General features: G+C 69.4%; 19 protein-coding genes and 2 pseudogenes. 15 read left to right on the top strand and 6 right to left on the bottom strand.

Annotated elements, in window-relative coordinates; genetic code table 11:
• Positions 1–1,035: pseudogene (tnpC, locus tag HPY23_RS29010) on the top strand (IS66 family transposase); the annotation flags it as partial.
• A 588-nt stretch (positions 1,036–1,623) separates the two neighbouring features.
• Complete coding sequence (locus HPY23_RS29005; protein WP_200601942.1) at positions 1,624–1,938, top strand: hypothetical protein; 315 nt, start codon at positions 1,624–1,626, stop codon at positions 1,936–1,938.
• 103 nt (positions 1,939–2,041) lie between these two features.
• Here the strand turns inward: HPY23_RS29005 and HPY23_RS29000 are convergent, their stop codons facing one another.
• Positions 2,042–2,275, bottom strand: a complete 234-nt coding sequence (locus HPY23_RS29000) for a hypothetical protein (protein WP_200601941.1) — start codon at positions 2,273–2,275, stop codon at positions 2,042–2,044.
• Between the two features lie 827 nt (positions 2,276–3,102).
• Between HPY23_RS29000 and HPY23_RS28995 the strand changes: the two genes are divergently transcribed.
• From HPY23_RS28995 to HPY23_RS28950, 10 genes are all read left to right on the top strand, one after another.
• A complete protein-coding gene (locus tag HPY23_RS28995) occupies positions 3,103–3,267 on the top strand; it encodes a hypothetical protein (protein ID WP_200601940.1) in 165 nt (54 codons plus the stop codon).
• Positions 3,268–3,281: 14 nt separating this feature from the next.
• Complete coding sequence (locus HPY23_RS28990; RefSeq protein WP_200601939.1) at positions 3,282–4,688, top strand: sodium:solute symporter family protein; 1,407 nt, start codon at positions 3,282–3,284, stop codon at positions 4,686–4,688.
• Between the two features lie 60 nt (positions 4,689–4,748).
• Positions 4,749–5,606 (top strand): AraC family transcriptional regulator, encoded by an 858-nt coding sequence (locus tag HPY23_RS28985; protein WP_048427910.1) that lies wholly within the window; start codon positions 4,749–4,751, stop codon positions 5,604–5,606.
• A 269-nt stretch (positions 5,607–5,875) separates the two neighbouring features.
• Positions 5,876–8,833: a xanthine dehydrogenase family protein molybdopterin-binding subunit gene (locus HPY23_RS28980; protein WP_200601938.1), complete on the top strand. Its 2,958-nt coding sequence runs from the start codon at positions 5,876–5,878 to the stop codon at positions 8,831–8,833.
• Positions 8,830–9,669, top strand: a complete 840-nt coding sequence (locus HPY23_RS28975; protein ID WP_048427912.1) for an FAD binding domain-containing protein — start codon at positions 8,830–8,832, stop codon at positions 9,667–9,669. The genes HPY23_RS28980 and HPY23_RS28975 overlap by 4 nt, the downstream gene beginning before the upstream one ends.
• The gene (locus tag HPY23_RS28970) at positions 9,657–10,181 is read left to right on the top strand and encodes a (2Fe-2S)-binding protein (RefSeq protein WP_048427913.1); all 525 of its coding nucleotides are present in this window, start codon (positions 9,657–9,659) and stop codon (positions 10,179–10,181) included. The genes HPY23_RS28975 and HPY23_RS28970 overlap by 13 nt, the downstream gene beginning before the upstream one ends.
• Positions 10,174–11,724: an AMP-binding protein gene (locus HPY23_RS28965; protein ID WP_048427914.1), complete on the top strand. Its 1,551-nt coding sequence runs from the start codon at positions 10,174–10,176 to the stop codon at positions 11,722–11,724. The genes HPY23_RS28970 and HPY23_RS28965 overlap by 8 nt, the downstream gene beginning before the upstream one ends.
• 56 nt (positions 11,725–11,780) lie before the next feature.
• Complete coding sequence (locus HPY23_RS28960) at positions 11,781–12,572, top strand: enoyl-CoA hydratase/isomerase family protein (RefSeq protein WP_048427915.1); 792 nt, start codon at positions 11,781–11,783, stop codon at positions 12,570–12,572.
• A gap of 152 nt (positions 12,573–12,724) precedes the next feature.
• Positions 12,725–14,071 carry an MFS transporter gene (locus tag HPY23_RS28955; protein WP_200601937.1) on the top strand — a complete coding sequence of 449 codons (1,347 nt, stop codon included), beginning with the start codon at positions 12,725–12,727 and terminating at the stop codon, positions 14,069–14,071.
• Positions 14,072–14,165: 94 nt separating this feature from the next.
• Positions 14,166–14,648, top strand: coding sequence for a TIGR02444 family protein (locus HPY23_RS28950; RefSeq protein WP_200601936.1), 483 nt, complete (start codon positions 14,166–14,168; stop codon positions 14,646–14,648).
• Between the two features lie 2 nt (positions 14,649–14,650).
• On the opposite strand, the gene HPY23_RS28945 is transcribed toward HPY23_RS28950, so the two are convergent.
• From HPY23_RS28945 to HPY23_RS28935, 3 genes are all read right to left on the bottom strand, one after another.
• Entirely contained in the window at positions 14,651–15,223 is a 573-nt protein-coding gene (locus HPY23_RS28945; protein ID WP_048436754.1) for a UbiX family flavin prenyltransferase, read from the bottom strand.
• Positions 15,220–16,677, bottom strand: a complete 1,458-nt coding sequence (locus HPY23_RS28940; RefSeq protein WP_200601935.1) for an aldehyde dehydrogenase family protein — start codon at positions 16,675–16,677, stop codon at positions 15,220–15,222. Before HPY23_RS28940 ends, HPY23_RS28945 begins: the two co-directional genes overlap by 4 nt.
• A 133-nt stretch (positions 16,678–16,810) precedes the next feature.
• Positions 16,811–17,794 carry a LysR family transcriptional regulator gene (locus tag HPY23_RS28935; RefSeq protein WP_289052755.1) on the bottom strand — a complete coding sequence of 328 codons (984 nt, stop codon included), beginning with the start codon at positions 17,792–17,794 and terminating at the stop codon, positions 16,811–16,813.
• A 148-nt stretch (positions 17,795–17,942) separates the two neighbouring features.
• Here HPY23_RS28935 and HPY23_RS28930 point away from each other — a divergent pair, with 148 nt between their 5' ends.
• The gene (locus HPY23_RS28930; protein ID WP_200601934.1) at positions 17,943–19,331 is read left to right on the top strand and encodes a UbiD family decarboxylase; all 1,389 of its coding nucleotides are present in this window, start codon (positions 17,943–17,945) and stop codon (positions 19,329–19,331) included.
• Positions 19,332–19,336: 5 nt separating this feature from the next.
• A complete protein-coding gene (locus HPY23_RS28925; RefSeq protein ID WP_200601933.1) occupies positions 19,337–21,052 on the top strand; it encodes a GMC family oxidoreductase in 1,716 nt (571 codons plus the stop codon).
• 20 nt (positions 21,053–21,072) lie between these two features.
• Here HPY23_RS28925 and HPY23_RS28920 read toward each other — a convergent pair whose 3' ends face one another.
• Positions 21,073–21,897, bottom strand: a complete 825-nt coding sequence (locus tag HPY23_RS28920) for a sterol desaturase family protein (RefSeq protein ID WP_200601932.1) — start codon at positions 21,895–21,897, stop codon at positions 21,073–21,075.
• A gap of 227 nt (positions 21,898–22,124) precedes the next feature.
• Here HPY23_RS28920 and HPY23_RS33915 point away from each other — a divergent pair, with 227 nt between their 5' ends.
• Complete coding sequence (locus HPY23_RS33915) at positions 22,125–22,949, top strand: helix-turn-helix domain-containing protein (RefSeq protein WP_200601929.1); 825 nt, start codon at positions 22,125–22,127, stop codon at positions 22,947–22,949.
• 182 nt (positions 22,950–23,131) lie between these two features.
• Here HPY23_RS33915 and HPY23_RS28910 read toward each other — a convergent pair.
• A pseudogene (locus tag HPY23_RS28910) lies at positions 23,132–23,563 on the bottom strand (IS5 family transposase); the annotation flags it as partial.
• Between the last annotated feature and the right edge of the window lie 71 nt (positions 23,564–23,634).

The raw sequence follows: 23,634 nt of genomic DNA, 5'->3' as shown, positions 1-23,634 counted from the left end.
GTCCCGGGCTCCTGGCCCACATCGCGGTGGCGAAGTTCGACGACCACCTGCCGCTGTATCGCCAGGCTGAGATCTACGCGCGCGACAGCGTCGATCTGGCGACCTCGACGCTCTCGGGCTGGCTCGGCGCGACCGCGGCCACGCTGCAGCCGCTGACCGACCTTCTGCGCCGCGAGGTGATCGGCGGCTCGGACGTCCTGCACGGCGACGACACGCCGATCCCGGTGCTGGCGCCCGGCACGGGCAAGACGAGCACCGGACGGCTGTGGACCTATGTGCGCGACGAACGCCCTCACGGTGGCACCCGCCCGCCGGCGGCTGTGTTCTTCGCCTCGCCCGACCGTCGGGGCGAGCGCCCGCTCGCCCATCTGGCGGCCTTCTCCGGCGTGCTGGTGGCCGACGGCTATGCCGGCTTCAACGGGCTGTACGAGGCCAGGCGGACCGGCGGCGCTCTGACCGAGGCGGGCTGCTGGGCGCATGTGCGGCGCAAGATCTTCGACGTGCACGCCAGCGACGGGCTCGGCGCTTGCGGCGGAAGCGCTGGAGCGGATCGGGGCGCTCTACGGGGTCGAGCGCGACCTGCACGGCAAGCCGCCCGACCTCCGTCACGGCGAGCGTCAGACCCACTCGAAGCCGCTGGCCGAGGCGCTGAAGGCGTTTGCCGAGACGAGCCTGGCCCAGGTGCCGGGCCGGTCCGACCTGGCCAAGGCGTTGCGCTACATGCTGGCACGCTGGCCGGCGCTCATGCGCGCCTTCGACGACGGGCGTCTCGCCCTCGACAACAACGCGGCCGAGCGGGCGCTGCTCTGCGTGGCGGTCGGGCGCAAGAACTACCTGTTTGCCGGGTCCGAGCTGGGCGCCGAGCGCGCGGCGGCGTTCTACACGCTGATCGAGACGGCGAAGATGAACGGGCTCGATCCCGAGGGCTACTTGCGCGACGTGCTCACGCGCATCGCCGATCACCCGGCCAAGCGCCTGGCCTATCTGCTGCCTTGGAACTGGATGCAGACCGGCTGGGCCGAGAAGGCTGCCTGACCAGTGGCTCCGTCACCGAGCGCTTACGTACGGCCGGGGCCACCGTGACGAACGCCTCGGCGCCCTGCAGGGCCGCAGGCAGGTCGCCGCGCACGCGTGGCGTGAAGGGCGGTCGGCGGCGAGGCTGGTTCGACGTGCCGTGCGCGGGCATCAGAGAGGGCCAGATTTGCAGATCCTGTACCGGTGAGGGTGCGCCTGTTTTCGAAATATACAATGCATGTCAAGGGGTCAGCCGGCTTCCGTGAGAACCGGTCTCCGGCTCAATACTGTAAAGACAGGACGCGACGATCTGGAGGGCGGATGGAGGCCCGCATGGGCGGTCGAGAGGCTTGGATAGGCCCCTGAGGCCCGCCACCATCGGGCGATGGTGGTTAGGCCCTTATAGTATTATGGGCGCGATTTTGCGCCTCGAAGAGCCTCTCCGCAGAGCGAGAGCGCCGCTTCCGACCCGACCTCGCCGGTGCATCTTCTGCAAATTTCAGGAGGTCTCGGACAGGCGGCCTAAGCCCGTTTCGCCGGTGCAGAGTTTACAATTGCTACCTCGTATCCGTCCAAGGCAGCATCGTCTCGTAGGCAGGGGACACGGTCGTGCTCAACATCCGCTCATACGCAGACGTGACCGCTTCACATCTCGTGTTCGACGACGAGCCGGAGGGTCTCGACGGCCCGCCCGAGCTTGCCGAGCCCCCGCAGGCTTGTGCCGCCCGCCTCCGTCGCGGGGCGGCCCGCCGCATCCGGGAGCATCGCGAGCGGGCCCGGCTTGCGGCCGACACGGACGCGTGCTTAGTCGAGGCGATGTTGCGCGTCAGCAAGATCGCGCGCGAGACCGCGGCCCGCGAGGGCCGGCCATCCCTCGACGCCCCGTTCTGCTTGGCCAGCGTCCCTAACCTGGCGTTCGTTTAGATGCCCAAGCGCGGCATCCCAGCGGAGAGTGCCAAGGCAGCCATCCTCTCCCGGCCGAAGGAGGGTGGCGGCTCGCACTGAAGGGGGCCGGGGGTTGTCCGTTTCAAGACGCGACGAATCTCTTGGGGCGAGCGGTGGTGTAACCGTTCTCGGCCACCTCGGGGCGGGCATGGGCCGGGGCGGGTTTGCGCCCCGGCGACTTGGCGCCGGGGGCGAGGATGCCGAGGCCCTGCTGTCGCTCGAGGTCGAGGAGAAGCGCCAGAAGGTGCGCAAGCTCCGGGTCGCCAACGACCGCGAGGATACGCTCCTGATCCCGGGGGACCCGATGCGCGCCCACGTGTTCGCCGCGCTCCGGTCGTCGACCGAGAGCTGGCAGAACTGGCCGGACGCGTTCGCGCCCGGCCTTCAGGCGCTCTTAGGGCTAAACCCAATCAGCTTGCCCGTGTTAAGGCCCGTCGAGGGCCAGCATTTCGCATACCTCTGGTCGGCAATGCGCCACTTTCCGACCTTCAATCACTTCAGCTGGAGTGGCAGCTCATCACCTGATAGCGGACCTCTCGCAGGCCGGCGAGTTCCATTATCAAAAAACCCCATTAATAGTTGGTTGCGATAGCTTTTCGTCGACAAATATAAAATAGAGGCGCATTCTTGGCGGCGACCACTAAGCTAACGATTTTAGTGGCATTCATGGCCAAGGATTAGACTGTAATGCTGCAGAATTGGCCTTGGCAGGAATCGCAGCGGAAGGATCGGGGCCTCACACTGGCATAGCGAAAGCGAGCGCACTGGCGCTCGAAGGTACGTGCGACCAAGGCCGGGTACGGCGACGCGCTCTATCCCGTTGTCAAGACTGCCCGATCCGCATGTGGAGGCGGCGTTTCCAAGGGCTGCGCAGTCGCTTGCGCGGCGGCTGCCGGCTTGCTGGGACATCGGGGTCGTTGCAGTCGATCTGCGCCAGGGCAGCGGCGCCCGCTTCCACCGATCCCGGCTCGCCCCCTGCAGCCGGCCCGGCGGCACATGCTTGACATGTTCCCAGTCACGCAGGCGCTGCGACAGCATCCCTCTCCACTTCGATCGTCTTCGGATCAGCAACGGTTCCGCGCCCCGCCACGTATCGTCGGCCACTGACTGGTCATGTCTGGGAGGCCGGAGCCATCATGGCTGATGATCACCTATATCATTTTTCTCTATTTGATGAACAACCGCTCTGCACGCACGATCCTTCAGACTGGGCGCATACAAGAACGCCGTCACGCGCGGTCGCCCGAAAGAACAACCGGAGGAATCATGCCCAATCACCGCGACCTGCGCACATTCGATGACGTCTGACGGACAGCGGCATCATGCAGCCGAACTGGGTCGTGCTGTCGCTCACGTTGGCCTACTTGGCAGCGATGGGGTTGATCAGCGTCGTCGCGCGCCGTCACGCCAGGAGCGCCGGCAGCTTCACGTCGGGAGGAGTGCGTTACCCGGCAGTCCTGATCGGCTTCCTGCTCATGTCCGAGTTCATCGGTACGGCGGCGAGCGTCGGCACGACGCAGACCGCCGTGAAGGTCGGCCTCTCGGCGGCCTGGAACATCGTGGCCCTCGGCATCGGCTTCATGCTGTACGCCTTCTTCCTGGCCCGTCGCTTCAAGACGCTCGGCGAGAATACCATCTCGGGCGCGTTGGCCCGCGCCTATGGACGCCCGACCAAGCTCGCCACCTCGGTCATCATGATCTTCGCCCTGCAGATCGTGGCGATCTCGACCTACGCGGGCGGCGGCTCCATCCTGGCGGGGCTGCTCGGGATGGACCGCACCACGGCGATCGTCATCACCGGCGCGGTGGCGACGCTCTACGTCGGCATCGGCGGCATGCGCTCCGTGATCACCACCAATGTGCTGCACGCCGTCGTCAAGTACGTCGGCATCCTGGTCGCAGCGGCCTTCGCCGTCTCGCAAATCGGCGGCCTCGGGTCCTTGCAGGCACAGGTTCCGGCCCGGATGTTTGCCGTCGACACCGTCGGCTGGTCCCAGATCCTGGCTTGGCTCGTGGCCGGGATCGGCGCGGTCTTCTCGACACAATACGTGATCCAGGCGATCAACACCGTGGAGGACGGTCGCACCGCCCAGGCCGCGAGCTTCTGGTGCGCAATCCTTCTCGTTCCGTTCGGCCTGCTGGCTGCCCTCGTCGGCGTGTGCGCGGGCGCCTTGATGCCGAACGTGCCGCCGATCGGGGTGCTGCCGGCGCTGATCGGCCGGATGGACGACGTCCTTGCCGCGGTCGTGGTCGCGGGCCTCGCCGGTTCGCTGTTCGGCACGATCTCGGCGCTCAGCATCGGTGCGGCGACGCTCCTCTACAAGGATTTCTACATACCCCTTCGCGGCGATGTGGAAGGACGCGGCTCGCTCGCCTTCGTGCGTGCGGCGACGATCGCGGTGGGGCTGCTGCCGATTCCGCTCGCGATCTACGCGCCGGATATCCTGAAGGTTACCTTCCTCGCCAAGTCCCTGCGCACCACTCTCGCGGTCCTGGTCCTGTTCGCCTTCTACGCGCCACACGTGGCGCGGCCGCGGGCCGCATTCGTCAGCATCGTCGCGTCCCTCGTGCTGACGATCGGCTGGTTCCTGGCGGGCGACCCATTCGGGATCGACAATGCCTACGTGGCTCTGGTCATCCCACTGGTCGTGATGGGGACGGATCACCTGCTGAAGCGGTCAGGCGCGGACATCCCGGCCTCTGTTCCGGTATCCCTGCGACAGAAGTAGCAGCGAGGCTGGGCATGGCGACGGCTGGCTGCGTTCGGCACCGGGTGCTAGGCTGTTCTCATGTCTGATGCTCTCGAAATCACGTACGGAGATTTCGGCCGCGTTGCCCTGCTCGACATGGATCGCGGGTTGGTTCGCCACGCCCATCCGCACTGCCACGTGCTGCTGAAGGTCGAGGGTGACGACACGCAGTTCCTGGTCGGCGACCGGGTGGTCAACCTGACCGACAGCCAGGCGGTCCTCGTCAACGCGTGGGAGACCCACGCCTACGTCCACGATCCGCGCCGCGAGCCGTCGATGATCCTCGCGCTGTACATCGAGCCGGCATGGCTCGGCGCCTTCCGGCACAATTGGTCGGCGAGCGCCGCACCGGGCTTCTTCGACGAGCCCGCCGGGCTGATCACCGCGGTGATCCGCGGTCTCGTGCGGGATCTCGCCGCCGAGATGGTCTACACCCCCGGTTCACCGCGCATCCGGGGCGAGCTGCTGCCGGGACTGATGATCGCCCTGATCGAGCGGTTCACGAAGTGGCGCGAGATCGGAACCTCCCTGCGCGAAGCAGGGCGGCGCCCGCGGGGAGACTGGCGTGTGCAGCGGGCCATGGCCCGGATGCGCGGCGAGGACGGGCTCGGCCTCAGCGCCGAAGCCCTGGCCCGCGAAGCCGGCCTGTCGCGCGCCCATTTCTACCGCCTGTTCGAGCAGACGACCGGCGCCTCGCCGCACGTCTTCCTCAACTCGATCCGGATCGAGCGCGCCGTCGAGGCGATCGTCGCGGGCGACGAGAGCCTTTCGGATCTCGGCACGAAGCTCGGCTTCGCGGCACCCGCGCATTTCTCGCGCTTCTTCCGCGACCACGTCAGCGTGCCCCCGAGCGTCTTCCGCGGCATCGTCCGCCGCTCGGCCGGCTTCGCGGCCTGATCCCACCCGCCGCAACTCACGCGCTGCTCCCTGCCTGCACGACCGCCGCCCATTGCCGGACGGGGTGCGACGCTCGCCTGTCCCGTGCGCCGGAGAAGCAAGGGTCGCACCCCTGCACCAGCAAGCCCGCCCGGACGTCACGATGCCGGTCCGCGGATATTGAGACGTTTCGGTAAGTTGTGAGACGGGGGCGTCTCACGTCCCGCGGCGGGGTCGATGCAGTTTGCACTCACGAGGCCTCCCTAGAGCCTCGAACGAGGAAGCGAGCATTGGGCATCGAGCACAGCCGTTTCGTCGGGCAGTCGGTCGAGCGCGTCGAGGACGCCGCTCTGCTGTCCGGACGCGGACGCTACATCGACGATCTCGGGCACAAGCCCGGTACGCTGCACGCGGCGATCCTGCGCTCCCCTCACGCGCACGCCGACATCCTCGGCCTCGACGCCGACGCGGCCCGCGCGCTCCCGGGCGTGGTCGCGGTGCTCACCGGACACGATCTCGCCGACGTCGCCGGTCCCCTCGTCCCGGCGCTCCGCGCCGCCGTGGACGCACGAGCGATCGCTGTCGACCGGGTGCGCTACGTCGGCGAGCCGGTCGCCGTGGTCGTGGCGCAGGATCGTTACGTCGCCGAGGACGGCTGCGACCTGATCGAGGTCGAGTACCGCGCCCGCCCGGCGATGGTCGATCCGCTGGCAGCGCTGGCCGAGGACGCGCCCGTCCTGCACGAGGGCGTCGGGCAGAACCTCGTCAGCGACCGCGCCTTCCGGTACGGCGACCCGGACGCCGCCTTCGCGCAGGCCCGCCACACCCTCTCGGTGACGGTCCGCTATCCCCGGAACACCGGTTCGCCGATGGAGACCTACGGGGTCGTCGCCGAGTACGACCCGAGCGACGATTCCTACGATCTCCTCGCGAACTTCCAGGGCCCCTTCAGCATCCATGCCGTGGTGGCCCGCGCCCTCAAGGTGCCGGGCAACCGCCTGCGGCTGCGCACGCCGCCGGATTCCGGCGGCAGCTTCGGCGTGAAGCAGGGCGTCGCCCCCTACGCGGTCTTGATCTGCGCCGCCGCCCGCAAGGTCGGGCGCCCGGTCAAGTGGATCGAGGACCGGATGGAGCACCTCGCCGCCTCGGTCTCGGCGACGAACCGCGTCACCACCCTGACGGCCGCCTTCGACGGCGAGGGCCGCATCGCTGCCCTCGACTGGGACCAGGTCGAGGATTGCGGCGCCACCCTGCGCGCACCGGAGCCGGCGACCCTGTACCGGATGCACGGCAACATGACCGGCGCCTACGCGATCCGGCACGTGCGCATCCGCAACCGGGTGGTGGTCACCAACAAGACGCCGACCGGCCTCGTGCGCGGCTTCGGCGGCCCGCAGGTCTACTACCCTCTCGAGCGCCTCGTGCAGCGCATCGCCGCGACGCTCGGGCTCGACCCGCTCGACGTGATCCGCCGGAACCTGATCCCGGCGGACGCCTTCCCGTACCGCACCGCGACCGGGGCACTGTACGACTCGGGCGACTACCAGCGCGCCCTCGACGAGGCCGTTCGCGATGGCGGTCTCGACGCTCTGCGCCGCCGTCGCGAGGCGGCGCGGGCGGAGGGCCGGCTCTACGGCATCGGCTTCACGGCCGCGGTCGAGCCCAGCGTCTCGAACATGGGCTACATCACCACGGTGCTGACGGCCGCCGAGCGCGCCAAGGCCGGCCCGAAGAACGGCGCGCAGGCCACTGCCACCGTCACTCTCGATCCGGTCGGCTCGGTGACCGTGCAGGTCGCCTCGGTGCCGCAGGGCCAGGGCCATCGCACCGTTCTCGCCCAGGTCGTGGCCGACGTCTTCGGCATCCCGCTCGATCAGGTCCGGGTGACCACGGATCTCGACACCGCCAAGGACGCGTGGTCGATCGCCTCGGGCAATTATTCGAGCCGCTTCGCCGCCGCGGTCGCCGGGGTGGCCTACCAGGCCGCCACGCGCCTGCGCGACCGGCTCGCCCAGGTGGCGGCGGCCCAGCTCAACGTGCGGGCCGACGACCTCGTCTTCGCGGGCGGCCGCGTAGCGTCGCGGACGAACCCGGACGCCGCGCTGCCCTTCGCGCGCGTCGCCGCGACGAGCCACTGGTCGCCGGGCCTCGTGCCCGACGAGGTCGGCTCCGTCATCCGCGAGACGGCGTTCTGGACGCCGCCGGAGCTGGCAGCACCCGACGAGGGCGATGCCGTCAACTCCTCGCTGTGTCACGGCTTCATCTTCGATTTCTGCGGCGTGGAGGTGGATCGGGCGACGGGCAAGCTCGTCATCGACCGCTACGTCTCGATGCACGATTGCGGCCGGATCCTCCACCCCGGCATGGTCGAGGGCCAGGTGCGCGGCGGCTTCGCCCAGGCGCTCGGCGCCGCCGTGTACGAGGAGCTCGCCTACGGCGAGGACGGCGCCTTCCTGTCAGGCACCTTCGCCGATTACCTCTTGCCGACCGCAACCGAGATCCCCGACCTCGTCGTCCTGCATCTCGAGAGTCCCTCTCCTTTCACACCCCTCGGAGCGAAGGGCGTGGGCGAGGGCAACTGCATGTCGACGCCGGTCTGCCTCGCCAATGCGGTGGCGGACGCGCTCGGGATCGACGCCATCGACCTGCCGCTGACGCCCGCCAAGCTCGCCGCGCTCAGCGAGCGCAGCGACGAGCCGGCTCCCCCGCAGGGCCGCACCGTGCAGGCGCAGGCCCGCCCGGGCGACCGGACCATGCGCGGCGAGGGTGAAGCCCGGGTGGCGGCGGCCCCGGAGGCGGTCTGGGCGATGCTGCTCGACCCCGCCGTGCTGACCTCGGTGATCCCGGGCGCGCATGGCGTGCGCAAGCTGTCGGAGACGCATTTCCGAGCCGACGTGACCCTCGGCGTCGGCCCCGTGAAGGGCCGCTACAAGGCCGACATCACGCTCTCGGATCTCGATCCGCCCCGGGCCGCGACGTTGTCGGGCACCGTGACGGGGGCGCTCGGCAACGGCGGCGGCAGCGGGCGGATTACCCTGGCGCCGGACGCCCGGGGCGGGACGTGCATCGGCTACGCCTACGAGGCCTCCGTCGGCGGCAAGGTCGCGGCGGTGGGTGGCCGTCTCCTCGACGGGGCGGCCCGGGTGATCATCGGCGGCTTCTTCTCCGCCCTCGCGCGCCGTGCCGGCGGCGAGTCCCGGCCCGGCCTGCTGCGCCGGCTCCTCGCGCGCCTGGGGGTCTCCGCATGAAGCCCGCCCGCTTCGACTACCTGCGCGCCGCGAGCCTCGACGAGGTTCTGGAGGCGCTGACCCGCCATCGCGACGAGGCCCGCATCGTCGCGGGCGGCCAGTCGCTCGTGCCGATGCTGAACATGCGGCTAACGAAGCCCGCGCTGATCGTCGACCTCATGCGGATCGAGACGCTGCGGTCGCCCCGCCGCGAGAACGGCGCCCTCGTCATCCCGGCGGGCGTGCGGCAGACGCTCCTGCTCGACCGGCCGGGCCTCGCTGACGAGGTGCCGCTCCTGGCCGCAGCCCTCCCCTTCGTCGGCCACGTCCAGACCCGGGCCCGGGGCACCCTGTGCGGCTCCGTCGCCCATGCCGACCCCAGCGCCGAGATCCCGCTCTGCCTCGTCGCCCTCGAGGGCGAGGTGCATCTGCGCTCCGCCAAGCGGGCGCGGCGGGTGCGGGCCGACGACTTCTTCGTCGGGATGATGGTGACCGACCGGGCCGACGACGAGCTCGTCGAGGCGATCGCCCTGCCGGTGCGCAGGCCGGGCTCCGGCTACGCCTTCGCGGAGATGGCCCGGCGCCACGGCGATTTCGCCATCGTGGCCTGCGCGGCCGTGGTCGACGGGCAGCGGATGCGCCTCGCGGTGGGCGGCGTCGCCGACCGGCCGACCGCCCGCGACTGGCCGCTCCTAGACGGCGCCGCCCTCGACGACGCCCTCAACGCCCTCGCCTGGGACCTCGGCGCAGGGGACGACGTCCACGCCACTGCCCGATACCGCCGCAACCTCGTGCGCCGCCTCGGCCGCCAGGTCCTCGAACAGGCCGCAGAGGAGGCCCGCCGATGCCACGGCTAGACGCGACGCGACGCCACGAGGTCGCCTTCACGCTGAACGGCGCCCCCGCCCGGGTCGAGGTCGAACCGCGGACGCTGCTCACCGACGCGCTCCGCCACGGCCTCGGAATGACCGGCACCCATGTCGGCTGCGAGCACGGTGTCTGCGGCGCCTGCACGATCACCATCGACGGGTTGCCCGCCCGCGCCTGCTTGACGCTCGCCGTCGCCGTGGAGGGCAGCGACGTGCGCACCGTCGAAGGGCTGGCGCCGGAACCCGGCCGGCTCGGCGTGCTCCAGGCGGCCTTCCGGCGCCACCACGCCCTGCAATGCGGCTTCTGCACCGCCGGCATCCTGATGTCGCTCGACGCCTACCTGCGGCACCGCCCGCACGCGACGCAGGGAGAGCTCACCGAGGTGATCGGCGGGCATCTCTGCCGCTGCACCGGCTACGCCCCGATCATCGCGGCCGCCGTCGAGGCCGCCGCCCTGCTGCGCGGCGAACCGACCGAGGAGACCCCATCCGATGCTTGACCTTGGCACTAGCTTCCTGGCGAGCGTGTCCCGCGACCCGCGGGGCATCGCCATCGTCGACGGGGAGATCCGCCTCACCTACGCGGAGTGGTATGGGCTGATCTCCTCCGTGGTCGCGGGCCTCGACGCGCTCGGCCTTAAGCCCGGCGACCACCTCGTCACGGTGCTGCAGAACCGCCTGGAAGCGGCGACGCTCCACTGGGCCTGCCAGTTCGCCGGCCTCGTGCTCACGCCGGTCAACTGGCGGGCGAATCCCGACGAGATCGACTTCGTGGTCGAGAACGCGGAGGCGAAGGCGGTCGCCTACGAGGGCGTCTCGGCCGCGAGCGTGCGGGCGAGTGCCGCCGCCCGCCTCTGCCCGCGCATCGTCGTCGGTGTGGAGCCCGAGCCCAGCGAGACGCGCTTTGCCGACCTCGCCGCCGTGCCGGCCGAGCCGGTCGCGCCACGGGCCGATGCCGAGGCGGTCTCGCTGATGCTCTACACGTCGGGCACCACGGCGAAACCCAAGGGCGTGCCGCGCCGCCACCGCACGGAGCGCGCCGCCGCCCTCGCCCACGTGGCCCAGAACCTCTATGGCCGCGGCGAGCGGACCCTCGGCGTCATGCCGCTCTACCACACGATGGGGGTGCGCTCGCTGCTCGCCATGTCGCTCATCGGTGGCACCTTCGTGTGCCTGCCGCGCTTCGACGTGGCGGGCGCGCTGCGTCTGATCGCGGCCGAGCGGGTGACGAACCTCTACCTCGTGCCGACGCTCTACCACGACCTCGTCCACCATCCGGACTTCGCCGCGACCGACACGTCGTCGGTGCGCAAGCTCGGCTTCGCGGGCGCGCCGATGACGGACGGCCTCCTCGGCCGGCTGACCGAGGCGTTCCGGCCGGACCTCTTCGTCAACCATTACGGCTCGTCGGAGGTCTACACCTTCACGATCAACCAGGACGCCGCGGTGAAGCCCGGCTCGGCGGGGCGGGCCGGCCTCAACACCCTGGTGCGGATCGTCCCGCTCGCGGCCACCGATCCGCACGCGGCCGCCGCCCCAGGCGAGGAGGGCGAGATCGCCGTGATCGCGCGCGGCGACGAGGCCTTCGAGGGCTACTGGCGCCGCCCGGAGGCCGACGCGAAGGCGTTCCGCGACGGCTGGTACTTCACGGGCGACACCGGCTTCATGGACGGCGATGGCGACGTGTTCGTGACCGGCCGGGTCGACGACATGATCATCACGGGCGGGGAGAACGTCTCTCCGGTCGAGATCGAGAGCTGCCTGTCGCTGCACCCGGCCGTCTCGGAGATCGCCGTGGTCGGCCTGCCCGACGAGCGCTGGGGGAAGGTGGTCACCGCCTTCGTCAAGCGCCGTGCGTCCGTCGACGAAGCCGCTCTCGACGCGCATTGCCGCGCGGCCGGGCTGCCGAGCCACAAGCTCCCACGCGCCTACGTGTTCGTCGCCGCGATCCCGAAATCCCCGGTCGGCAAGCTCCTGCGCCGCCAGCTCGTCGCGGGCGCGTACGAGGCAGAGGCGGCGAGCGACCCCTCCGCCGCCGCCTGAGGCAATTCCCTCCCCCCCAAAGGCCTTGTCTCCAAGGTCAACGAGAGAGTGACCCTATGACCAGCGACCCCCGGCTTTCCAACCTCGACGGCTTCCGCGTCGAAATCGACCCCGCCCGCGAGCGCGCCGACGTCATCCTGGCCCGCCCGCCCATGAACGTGATCGAGATGCCCCAACGTGACCAGATCCGGAAGGTGTTCGAGGCCCTCGACGAAGACGACCGCGTCCGCGTGATCGTGCTGCGCGCCGAGGGCGAACACTTCTCCTCCGGCGGCTACATCAAGGGCTTCCTCGACGCCTCGCCTGAGCATGTCTCCAAGCTCGCCTGGAACATGGCGGCGCCGGCCCGCTGTGCCAAGCCCGTGATCGCGGCCAACCGCGGCTATACGTTCGGCGTTGGCTTCGAGATCTCGCTCGCCTGCGACTTCCGCATCGTCTCGGAGACCTGCCGGTACGCGTTGCCCGAGCAGAAGCTCGGCCAGATCCCAGGCTCCGGGGGCTCAGCCCGCCTGCAGAAGATCGTCGGCATCACCCGCACCAAGGATATCGTGATGCGCTCGAAGCGCATTCCCGGCCGGCAGGCGCTGGAATGGGGGATCGCCACCGAGTGCGTGCCGGACGGCGAACTCGAAGCCGCCGTCGACGCGCTGGTGGAGGAGCTGCGCGGCTTCTCGCCCATCGCCCAGCGCACGGCCAAGAAGCTCCTCAACGACACCGAGGACTCGACCCTCTCGATCGCCATCGAACTCGAGGGCCACTGCTACAGCCGCCTGCGCCAGTCCGACGACTTCCGCGAGGGCGTCGAGGCCTTCCACGCCAAGCGCAAGCCGAGCTTCCGCGGCTCGTAGCGCTGCCCCGCCCGAGCCGGCGCCAAGAACCAGCGCCAAGAACCAGCGCCAAGAGCCGGCCGGGCGGCCCCGAAATCGACCCTCATGACCATCGGAAGGCCCGGCCGCACCGGCCGGGCCAACGATGCCGCGTGCCCAAAGGAGGAAACCCGATGTCCGCCGCCACCACGATTCCCGTGTCCGAGGCCTTGCCCAAGCCGACGACCCGCCAGACCGCCACCGCCGCCATGGCCTCGCTGTTCGGATGGGGCCTCGACCTGTTCGACCTTTTCATCCTGCTCTACGTTGCTCCCGTCATCGGGACGCTGTTCTTCCCCGCCGACAAGCCGATGCTGTCGCTTGCGGGCGCCTACGCATCCTTCGCCGTCACGCTGCTGATCCGTCCCCTTGGCTCGGCCCTGTTCGGGTCCTACGCCGATCGCCTCGGCCGGCGGCGCGCGCTGATGATCGCCGTGGTCGGGGTCGGCGTCTCGACCGCGGCCTTCGGGCTCCTGCCCACGGTCGGCCAGATCGGCTGGGCCGCTACGGCGATCTTCCTCGCATTCCGCCTGATCCAAGGCATCTTCGTCGGCGGCGTGGTCGCGGCCTCGCACACGATCGGCACCGAATCCGTCCCCGAGCGGTGGCGCGGCCTGATGTCGGGCGCAGTCGGCGGCGGCGGCGCGGCGATCGGCGGGTTACTGGCCTCGCTGGTCTTCTACGTGATCTCCCTGCTGGCACCCGGCGAGGCCTTCGCCTCCTGGGGCTGGCGGGCGATGTTCTTCTCGGGGCTCCTGACCTCGGCCGTCGGCCTGGTCCTGTTCCGCAACCTTGAGGAATCGCCGATCTTCCGACAGCTCCAGGCGGAGAAGTCGGCGCGTCGCGCCGGGGCACCCGTGGTCGCCTCGCCGGTGCGTGCCCTGTTCTCGGCCGAGTACATCAGGGCCTTCCTGGTCTCGACCCTGATCTCGTTCGGCGGTGGCGCAGCCTACTATCTCACCTCCGGCTACCTGCCGACCTACCTCAAGCTCGTGAATGGCGTTCCGAATGCGACCGCGTCGATGATGCTCATCGCCGCCAACGTCGCCGCCGCATTCGGCGCCTGCGCGCTCGGCGAACTAAGCCAGCGCATCGGACGCCGATCGAGCTTCCTGCTCATGGGCGCAGTGCGACTGGTGGCCTTCCCGGCGCTCTTCCTCGCCATGGCCCAGACCACCGACACTGTGCTCCTCACAGTCTACGTCATGCTCCTGTCCCTCATCGCCAACGCGAGCTACGGCCCGCTGCTGATCTTTCTCAACGAGAAGTTCCCGACCGCTTTGCGCGCCACCGGCACCGGCCTGACCTGGAACGTCGGTTTCGCGCTGGGCGGCATGCTGCCGACGCTGGTGTCGCTGGCGGTCGACGGTCCCGGCCAGATCCCGATGATGCTCGCGATCTTCACGACCGCCGTCACCGCTGTCTACCTCGTTGGCGCCTTCATGACGGAGGAGACGCGGGGCAACCTCGAGCGCATCTGAGCGCTCCCTTCTCTGCAGACTTGTACCTGCCGCTGATTCCGGGACCGGCCAGGGCATACCTGGCCGGTCACTCCCGTTCCCGAAGGTATGTGCGATGGACGCCCACGCGCTCTGGGCCTTTGCCCTTGCTCTCTATGGCCGTCCGGGGGCCGCGCCGGCCTGCCTCGCCCTCCAGGACGAAGCGGCGGCGGACGTGACACTCGTGCTCTACCTGATCTGGTGCGCGGAGACTGGCCGGCCTCTCAATGCAGAAGCGGTCCGGTCGGCCGACGCCGCCGTCGCGCCGTGGCGCGCAGCCGTGGTCGCACCGCTCAGAGCCGTGCGCAGGGCCATGAAGGCGCCCCTCCTGCCCGGCCTCGCGACAGAGTCGCTACGGGACAGGATCAAGGCCTCGGAAATCGAGGCGGAGCGCCTCGCCCTGGTAATACTCGCGGGGGGCGCACCCGCTCCGGAGCCGTCCGCTCCCGAGCCCCTCGCAGCGGCAAACCGATACCTCGACCTTTACGCCGTTCATCTCGGCCGGCCCCTGCCGCGAGTCCCCCGCGAGGCGCTGCTCCGGGCTTTGGCAGAAGCATGACCTCAAGAACTGGCGTCGCGCCAGCGCCGGACCCGCCCGGATTCGATCTCGAAGAGGTCGAGTACCCGGCCGAGCGTGTGGTCGATCATCTCGGCGAGGCTCTCGGGCCGCGCGTAGAAGGCAGGGACCGGAGGCGCGATGATCGCCCCCATCTCCGACAGGGCCGTCATGGTGCGCAGGTGGCCAGTATGCAGGGGGGTCTCTCGCACCATGAGGACGAGACGGCGCCGCTCCTTCAGCACCACGTCCGCGGCCCGGGTCAGCAGGCCAGAGGTCACGCCGGTGGCGATCTCAGCCATACTGCGCATCGAGCATGGCGCCACGACCATGCCGCGGGTGCGGAAGGAACCGGAGGAGATCGCCGCGCCAATATCGGCCTGCGCGTACGTCCGGGCGGCCAGTACGCGCACCTCTGAGACCTTGAGGTCGGTCTCGTGGGCGAGCGTCACCTCGGCCGAGCGCGACATCACGAGATGTGCCGGAATGTCGAGGTCGCGCAGGATCTCCAGCAGGCGGATCCCATAGATCACGCCCGAGGCCCCTGAGATGCCGACCACCAGGGGCAGGTTCGTCACGGCACTGTACCCTCGACGAGGCCCGGCGCCTGATAGATGTGTTTCAGTTCCGTGAAGTCATGGACTGCGTCGTAGCCGTGCAAGCGCCCCAGGCCGCTCTGCCGGTAACCGCCGGTTTCGGCTTCGGCGAACAGCTTGTTGTGGTCGTTGATCCAGACCGTGCCGTTGCGCAGCGCCCGGGCCACTCGCAGCGCCCGCGCCCCGTCGCGGGTCCAGACGCTGGCGGAGAGACCGAACACGGTATCGTTCGCCCGCGCCACCGCCTCGGCCTCGGTGTCGAAGGCTTCGAGCACTACGAAGGGCCCGAAGATCTCCTCCTGCACGAAGTCCGCATGCGGATCGTCGTGGGCGACGAGGGCCGGCGTGAGGAAGGCGCCACGCGCCCGCGCCCCGTCGGGAATCGTGGCCCGCAGCAGCACCCGGTCGGCCGCTGCGCAGGCTGCCTCCATCCGGGCCGCGACCGCGTCGCGGCTCGCCCGGTCGATCAGCGGGCCCATCTGCGTGCCAGCCTCGAGGCCCGGTCCGACCCGCAGGTCGGCCAGGGCAGCGGTCAGAGCGTCGCGCATCGCGGGCAGCCCCGCACGGTGGACGAGGACGCGCCGCGCAGCGGTACATTGCTGGCCCGAGATGACCGTCGCGGCGGCGGCAAGCTTGTGCGCGACGTCGCCGATCTCCGCGTCGGGGAAAACGAGGCAGGCGGATTTTCCCCCGAGTTCCAGCGAGAGCTTCTTCATGCTGTCGGCGGCGGCCCGCATGATCGCCTTGCCGGTCGCCGTCGAACCGGTGAAGCTCAGGACGTCGACGTCGTGCGACACCGACAGGTGCTGGGCACCTGCGTGCCCGGTCTCGACCACAACGTTGACGACGCCCGGCGGCAGCCCGGGGGCGGTCAAGAGCGGCGCCATCAGGGCCGCGTTGAACACTGCCGTCTGCGCGGCGGGCTTGACGACGGTGGTGCAGCCCGCGGCCAGCGCCGGAGCGAGCGAGCGGACGAGCAGCACCGCGGGCGCGTTCCACGGCACGATGATGCCGGCGACGCCGGCCGGCTCGCGCTGTATGGTCGAGAGCACGCCGGGCTCGGGTTCCAGCACGTGGCCCGGTATGTGGCGGGCGAGGCCCGCGTAGTAGAGGATCTCGGAAATCGCGCCCGCGAGTTCCCCGCGCGCCTGCGCGAGCGGCTTGCCGTTGTCGCGGGTCAGGAGTTCGGCGAGGGGCTCCTTGCCGGTTTCGAGCGCGGCCGCCCAGTGCAGCAGCACCGTTTGCCGCAACCGAGGCGACGACGCCCAGATGCCCCGGTCGAAGGCCCGTCGCGCGGCGGCGACGGCTGCCTCGGCCTCCCGGGCGCCACCCTGCGCGAGGTAGCCGACCCGCTCGCCGCTCGCCGGATCAAGGCTGTCCGCCTCCGGCCGGCCGTAGGCCTCCCCGTCGATCCAGTGGCGTGCCACCGCGTCCATGCCTGCTTCCCCGCTCTCTGATGTGCGTCCCAGGCCTGGGCACCGGGTTGGGGCGGAATGGTAGGGTTGAGGGTGTTTTCCTGTCGAATAAGGATGGATGATGCGGGCGATCAGCGGGACGTCGGTTCGCCGGTCAGGGACCCGTGACGATATGGGCCTGGAGCGCGGCCGCTGCTGCCGACAGCTCCTCGCCAAGGATCTCGACGAAGCGCATCGCCGCGGGGGTGAGCGGGTATTTTGGGTGATGGATGATGACGAGCTGGCGGGTGATCCGCGGCGCCACGATGCGGTAGGCCTTGAGCGAGCCCTCAACGAGCTGCCGGCTCACCGCGATGCTGGGAAGGACCGTGAAGCGGTTCGAGCGCGCGACGAAATCCGCGATCGCGGAGGGCAGGTCGAGTTCGATCTGGGGGCTCAAGGTGATGTCCTCCGCGCCGACCCGCCGGTCGAGTTCCAGGCGTAGACCGTGGCGGGCCGAGGGCAGGACGAGGTCGAGTCCGACGAGATCGCGCGTGCGCACCGGCATGGGGATCGGCAGCGGCGTCGCGCTCCCGCCCACCACCACCATCTCTTCATCGAGAAGTGGCTCCATCATCAGGCCGAGGCGGCGGTTGGGCTTGTTGATTACCGCCAGGTCGAGGCTGCCGTCGCCAACGCCGTCGATGAAGGTCGAGGAATAGCCGTCCGCCAGAGACAGTTCCACCTGCGGGTAGGTGGCGGCGAAGCGCGCCAGCACGCTCGGCACCACGCTCATCGAGAGCGACGACAGGATGCCTGCGGTCACCCGCCCCGACACGCTCTGGGAGAGCTGCGCCATCGTGGCCCGGGCCTCGGCAACGTCGCGTAGGATCGGCTGCACGAGCCGGTGCAGCAGCCGGCCTGCGGCGGTCGGCACCATTGCCTTAGGTTGCCGCTCGAAGAGCCGCTGATCCAGTTCGCGCTCGAGCTTGGCGATCTGCATGCTGAGTGCTGGCTGCACCACGTTCATCCGCTGCGCCGCGCGCGTCACGCTGCCTTCCTCGAACAGAGCGACGAAGTAGGAGATCTGGCGCAAATCCACGTGCGGATTCCTGGCTTCCGGCGGTGCTCCAGTACGGCGGTCGGCCGTCGAAAACACGCCGTATCACAGGAGCATAAGCCTGCTGCCACGGCAATTCAGACCGCCTGATCGGCCCCATCAGCAATCCTTATTTCAGTCCGTCGCCGCAGCAGCCTAACGAGACGGGACGACGGCGCCCCGCGCGGGCCGCGACCGGGAGGACAACATGAGCGTGCCGGCCCCAACCCGATCCCTGCGCGACTGGCTCGCTCGCCTCGGGCAGAGCGGGCGCCTCAGCGTGACACGGCCGGGCATCGGGCTTCGCCACGAGGCCGCGGCGGTGGCGAACCGGCTTGACGGGCGCAGCGCCACTCTGTTTCCCCGCCCCGACGGTCAGGACGGCACCATCGTCTCGGGCCTCGTCTCCAGCCGGGCCTGGATGGCCGAAGCGCTCGGGACGACGGAGGACCGCCTCGTCGCGCATGTCCAGCAGGCCTGTGCGGCGCCGCTGCCCTGGCGCGAGCGTGAGACCGGGCCCGCCCAGAGCATCGTCCACCGCACCGACATCGATCTCCTGCGGCTGTTGCCCGTGCCGACGCTCAACGAGCACGATGGAGGTCCCTACATCTCGGCGGGGCTGATGATCTCGCGCGATCCCGAGACCGGCGCGCAGAACGTCGCCATCCTGCGCTGCCAGATCAACGGGCCCGACCGCATCGGCGTTCTCGTGCTGCCGCGCCACACCGATCATTTCTACCGCCGCGCCGAAGCCGCCGGCCGCGGCCTGGAGGTCGCGCTCGTCGTGGGCGTCGATCCCGCCTGCCTGCTCGCCTCCCAGGCGATCGTGCCGCTCGGCCAGGACGAACTTGAGATCGCCGGTGCGCTCACGGGCGTTCCCCTCGACGTGGTGAAGTGCCTCACGAACGACGTGCGCGTGCCGGCAGAAGCCGAGATCGTGATCGAGGGGAGAATCCTGCCGGAGCTGCGCGAGCCGGAGGGGCCGTTCGGCGAGTTCCCGCAATATTACGGCGAGCGGGCCGAGCGCCACGTCATGCAGGTCGACGCCGTTACCCACCGCGAGCGGCCGCTCTTCCACATGATCGTCGGAGGCGGACTCGAGCACCTGCTGCTTGGGGCAATCCCCCGCGAAGCCACGATCCTGGCAACCCTCAAGCGTAGTTTCCCAGGGGTCGAGGACGTCCATCTCTCCCTCGGCGGGGTTGGCCGCTACCATCTCTACGTGAAACTGCGCAAGACGCAGGAGGGCGAGGCCAAGAACGTCCTGCTTGGCGCCTTCGCGGCCCATTACGACATCAAGCACGCGGTCGTCGTCGATATGGACGTGGACATCCACGATCCGAAGGAGGTCGAGTGGGCGGTCGCTACCCGCTTCCAGGCCGACCGCGACCTCGTGGTGGTCGCGCATTCGCAGGGCTCGAAGCTCGACCCATCCGCGCGCGAGGGCGTGGGCGCCAAGATGGGCCTCGACGCCACCGCAACGCTGGACGCGCCGCCGATGAAGTTCACCCGCATCTGCGTGCCAGGCCAGGCCGAGATCGACCTCGCGGCCGTGGTCGTGCCGGATGCGGACTGGCGCGCGGTACTCGGGGGCTGATGCGCATGAGCGAACTGCCCCATGAGGTCGATGTGCTCGTTGTCGGCGGCGGCTCGGCCGGCTGCGTCCTCGCCAAACGTCTCTCGGCCGATCCGAACCGGCGGGTGCTTCTCGTCGAGGCCGGCTGCGACACGCCCCCAGGACAGGTGCCGGCCGAGATCCTCGACAGCTACCCGATGCCGCTGTTCTTCGGCGACACCTACATCTGGCCCGGCCTCGACGCGGCCGTCACCCGCGGGGCCGATGGGCGGATCCGGCGCCGGGCCTACGAGCAGGGCCGCGTGATGGGCGGCTCGTCGAGCATCAACGTGCAGGCGGCCAACCGCGGTCTCCCGCGCGACTACGACGCCTGGGCGGCGGCCGGGGCGAGGGGCTGGGGCTGGGACGACGTCCTGCCCTACTTCCGCAAGCTCGAGACCGACCTCGACTGCGACGGCCCGCTGCACGGGCGCGACGGCCCCTTGCCGATCCGACGCATCCTCGAACCGGCCTGGCCGCCGTTTGCACACGCGGTTGCGACGGCTCTCGACGCGACCGGCCTGCCGCGGCGCCTCGATCAGAACGGCGAATTCGAGGACGGGATCTTCCCGCCGGCCTTCTCCAACCGGGATGACGCCAGGGTTTCCTCTGCCGCGGCCTATCTCGACGCGCCCACGCGGGCGCGCGGGAACCTCGTCATCGCCGCGCACACGCAGGTCACCGACCTGGTGTTCGACGGACGGCGCGCCGTCGGCGCGCAGCTGCGCCAAGCGGACGGACGCGAGCAGCGCGTGGCGGCGCGGGAGGTGGTGGTCTGCGCAGGCGCGTTGCAATCGCCGGTCCTGCTCCTGCGGGCCGGGATCGGACCCGCAGAACACCTGCGTACCTGCGGCGTGACCGTCCTCGCGGACCGGCCCGGGGTCGGCGAGAACCTGCGCGACCACCCAGCGCTGACCATCGCGCAGTACCTGCCCCGTCGGCTTCGCCTGCCGCTGAGCTACAGACGGGCGAGCTTCGTCGCCCTGCGCTCCTCCTCCGGCCTGCCGGGCGGTACACCCTCCGACATGTACCTCACCGCCTCCGCCCGCGGCGGCTGGCACGCGCTCGGGGCGAGCCTCGCCCTCTATTTCCTATGGGTGAACCAGCCGCACTCGATCGGGCGGCTGCGCCTCAACCCGGCCGATCCGGCGGGCCGTCCGGACGTCGACCTCGGCCTCCTGTCGGACCCGCGCGATCTCGAACGGCTGGCGACGGGCCTGCGCGACCTCGTTGCGCTCGTGGTCTCGCCGCAGCTCAACCCGGATCCCGCGGCGATCTTCCCGGCGAGCTTCACGCCTGCGATCAAGCGGCTCAGCCGGGTTACGCCTCGCAACCGGCGCGTCACTGCCCTGCTGGCCCGGCTCCTCGACGGTCCTGCCCCCTTGCGCCGGCTGATGCTACGCGCCGTGTCCGGCGGGGTCGATCTCGGCCGGATCGCTGCCGACGACGCAGCCCTGCGGGACTTCGTGCGCGAGACGGTCTTCGGCGTGTGGCATGCGAGCGGCACCTGCCGCATGGGCGATTCCACCGACAGGGGTGCAGTGGTCGATCCGACCGGGCGGGTGATCGGCGTCGAAGGGCTCTCCGTCGCGGACGCCTCGGTAATGCCGAGCTTGCCGAGTGCCAATACCAACGTGCCGACCATCATGATCGGCGAGAAGATCGCCGATCACCTCGTCGCGCAGCTGGGAGCCGGGGCCTGAGGCCGCCGGCACCCGGGGCGTCAGGCGAGGCGAGCCCGCGTACGCCGCTCGGCCTCCTTGATGCTTGTCGCCGACAGATCCGGATCCGCCGACCGGATGTCGGCCCGCATGTGGTCGTGCGATGCGCCGTTGAACAGCGTCCCGACGAGGGATCGGTCGAGGTCGCTGGTGCCGAACAGTGCGTCGCAGATCGGGAATGTGAGGTTGAAGTTGCGGGTCTGCATGAACCCGAGCACGTGATGAATGTAGTGCATTCGCCGCACGGTGTTCACCAGGGGGATGTGCCGCAGGTAAGGATGCCGCGTGTCATCGAGGTGTGAGAGCGTGTGCAGGCCCTCGTAGAGCAGGTAGTAGGCGGCCATCGTGAGCACGACGATGTACCCGGCATTCGACGAGATCAGCCAGCCGGCCAGAAGCGCCGGCGGCAGGGCGGCGAGCACGAAGCCGATCGGGGCGAAGGGCGGAAACAGCAGAGCCCGCCATTCCTTGTGGCCACTGTAGCCAAGGTCATGGTGCGTGAAGAACTGATGGTGCACTGTGCAGTGGCGCTTATAGATCATTGTGAGCCCGGGCACCGGGCGGTGCAGCACGTAGCGGTGCGCGGCCCACTCGCACCAATTGCCGAGAAGCACGATCGGCACGACCAGCAGCCACTCCCATGCCGAGGAGACCTCGATTCGGTTCCAACAGTACAGGACCGTACCGCCGGTGATCAGCAGCGTGAAGCCGAGATGGATCGCGCCGTGGTACCAGGGCGGGGTTTCGGCCACGAAGCGTTCGCGAAAAGTGCTCTGGCGCTCCTGCTCGCGCCGGTCGCGCTCCGGGCTTTGGAAGACGGGTGTCATTGGTTTCCTCCTCGTCTCGCTTTCCCTCTCGAACGGGGAACCTGCTTGCGAGACGTGGAGTGTGGCGCAGCTCGCGCGCAGAACCCTGATCACCCCGGAGGCTGACTTATCAATCCGGATGTTTTTCGCGCGCCCAACCGGAAATGTAGGCGTGCGCATGGGTTAATCTCCCCAATCGGAACTATGGTGATGCCGGCCCTGGCCGGCAGGGAAGGTGATCGCGGATCGTGACCCAGGCTCTCGGAATCCTGCGCGGCGCGTTCGGCCGGGTGGCGCTTCTCGACATGGACACCTCCCTCGTTGATCACGCGCACCATCATTGCCACGTGATCCTGAAGGCGAGCGGCCCCGACCAGGATTTTATCGTCGCGGGCCGGGCGCTGCCCGTGCGCGACGACACCGCGATCTTGATCAACAGTTGGGAGCCGCACCGCTACCTGCACCGGGGTGGGCTGCAGCGGACGGCCTTCCTCGCCCTTTACATCGAGCCCGCTTGGCTCGCTGGGATTGATCGCGCGTTCCGGCCCTGCGGCGCCGGCCGCTTCTTCGAAGTGTCCTGCGTGCCACTCGACCGCACCCTGTGGAGAGCGCGCGAGGACCTTGTACGGCGCATAGGTTGCCACGATACTGACGCAGTAACGCTCGAAGACCGGATCCGTGCCCTGATCATCGCCTTGGCGCATCGCTATGGAGACCGGCAGCCCCCGCGTGTGGCACTGTTGACCGATCACCGCATCCGGCGGGCCCTTCAACTTATGGGGGAATCGGGTGCCGTACCCCGCGATCTCGACACCGTCGCGAGGTCGGCCGGTCTATCGCGGCCGCACTTCAACACACTTTTCCGCCGCTGCACGGGGCTGAGCCCGGCCGTCTACGCCAACGCCGTGCGCGTCGAAGCTGCTGTCGCGGCTATCCTAGACCCCGCCACAACCCTTGCCGTGGTCTCTGACGATCTAGGCTTCAGCGCACCAGCCAACTTTACCCGCTTCTTTCAGCAACATACCGGTACAATACCCAGTCAGTTTAGGCGCGTCGTCGCTGAGCTTCCGTAAGTGATATCGAGTTAGAATCGCGATTGAGTAGCGAATAATCTGATCGGGAGCTGGGAGGCGGCCGCTCGATAAAGGGTCGTTAACGGGGCGATCAGCGCTCATTATTAATCGTAGATATCAGGATAAAGGGGTTGTTGTACTACATGGGGTGGAAATTCGCGATTCCTAGGGCTGAGACTCAATCAGCACCAGAACGCAGTGACGGCGGCGAGGGCGAGAGCCGATGCGAAGTTGCGGGCGAGTTTGTCGTAGCGCGTGGCGATGCGGCGGAAGTCCTTGAGGCGGCAGAAGACCGCCTCGACCCGCCAGCGATCCCGATACCGTCGCTTGTCGAGGCGGATCTTGCGCTTGCGGGCGCGGGTGCCGGGAATGACCACGCTGATGCCCTGCTCGCGCAGGTCCTGGCGCAGCCAGTCGGCATCGTAGCCCTTGACGGCGATGAGCCGCCGCACGCGACCGGGTGCCCGGGCCAGTACGGCGGGCGCGGTCTTGACGTCACTGGCGTTGCCGGGGGTGAGGTGGATGACGCCCGGGCGGCCGATCACATCGGTGAGGACGTGGATCTTGATGGTCGGACCCGCCCGCGAAGGGCCGATCGCCTGCTCGCGGCCCCCCCTTTATGGATGGCCCGCCCCTCGCCGCGCTGCGCTGCTAAGCTTGCAGAGTAGCCGAGATGAGGGACGGA

The organism is Methylobacterium ajmalii (assembly GCF_016613415.1).
Classification (GTDB): domain Bacteria; phylum Pseudomonadota; class Alphaproteobacteria; order Rhizobiales; family Beijerinckiaceae; genus Methylobacterium; species Methylobacterium ajmalii.
This window is presented reverse-complemented; position numbering and strand designations above follow the sequence as displayed.

What these genes read in the sequence shown, in the direction of transcription:
- HPY23_RS28985 (WP_048427910.1), top strand. Translation starts at nt 4,749, where the DNA reads ATGTCTGATGCTCTCGAAATCACGTACGGAGATTTCGGCCGCGTTGCC.
- HPY23_RS28990 (WP_200601939.1), top strand. Translation starts at nt 3,282, where the DNA reads ATGCAGCCGAACTGGGTCGTGCTGTCGCTCACGTTGGCCTACTTGGCA.
- HPY23_RS28940 (WP_200601935.1), bottom strand. Translation starts at nt 16,677, where the DNA reads ATGGACGCGGTGGCACGCCACTGGATCGACGGGGAGGCCTACGGCCGG.
- HPY23_RS28970 (WP_048427913.1), top strand. Translation starts at nt 9,657, where the DNA reads ATGCCACGGCTAGACGCGACGCGACGCCACGAGGTCGCCTTCACGCTG.
- HPY23_RS28975 (WP_048427912.1), top strand. Translation starts at nt 8,830, where the DNA reads ATGAAGCCCGCCCGCTTCGACTACCTGCGCGCCGCGAGCCTCGACGAG.
- HPY23_RS28950 (WP_200601936.1), top strand. Translation starts at nt 14,166, where the DNA reads ATGGACGCCCACGCGCTCTGGGCCTTTGCCCTTGCTCTCTATGGCCGT.
- HPY23_RS28960 (WP_048427915.1), top strand. Translation starts at nt 11,781, where the DNA reads ATGACCAGCGACCCCCGGCTTTCCAACCTCGACGGCTTCCGCGTCGAA.
- HPY23_RS28965 (WP_048427914.1), top strand. Translation starts at nt 10,174, where the DNA reads ATGCTTGACCTTGGCACTAGCTTCCTGGCGAGCGTGTCCCGCGACCCG.
- HPY23_RS28995 (WP_200601940.1), top strand. Translation starts at nt 3,103, where the DNA reads ATGATCACCTATATCATTTTTCTCTATTTGATGAACAACCGCTCTGCA.
- HPY23_RS28925 (WP_200601933.1), top strand. Translation starts at nt 19,337, where the DNA reads ATGAGCGAACTGCCCCATGAGGTCGATGTGCTCGTTGTCGGCGGCGGC.
- HPY23_RS28920 (WP_200601932.1), bottom strand. Translation starts at nt 21,897, where the DNA reads ATGACACCCGTCTTCCAAAGCCCGGAGCGCGACCGGCGCGAGCAGGAG.
- HPY23_RS28955 (WP_200601937.1), top strand. Translation starts at nt 12,725, where the DNA reads ATGTCCGCCGCCACCACGATTCCCGTGTCCGAGGCCTTGCCCAAGCCG.
- HPY23_RS28930 (WP_200601934.1), top strand. Translation starts at nt 17,943, where the DNA reads ATGAGCGTGCCGGCCCCAACCCGATCCCTGCGCGACTGGCTCGCTCGC.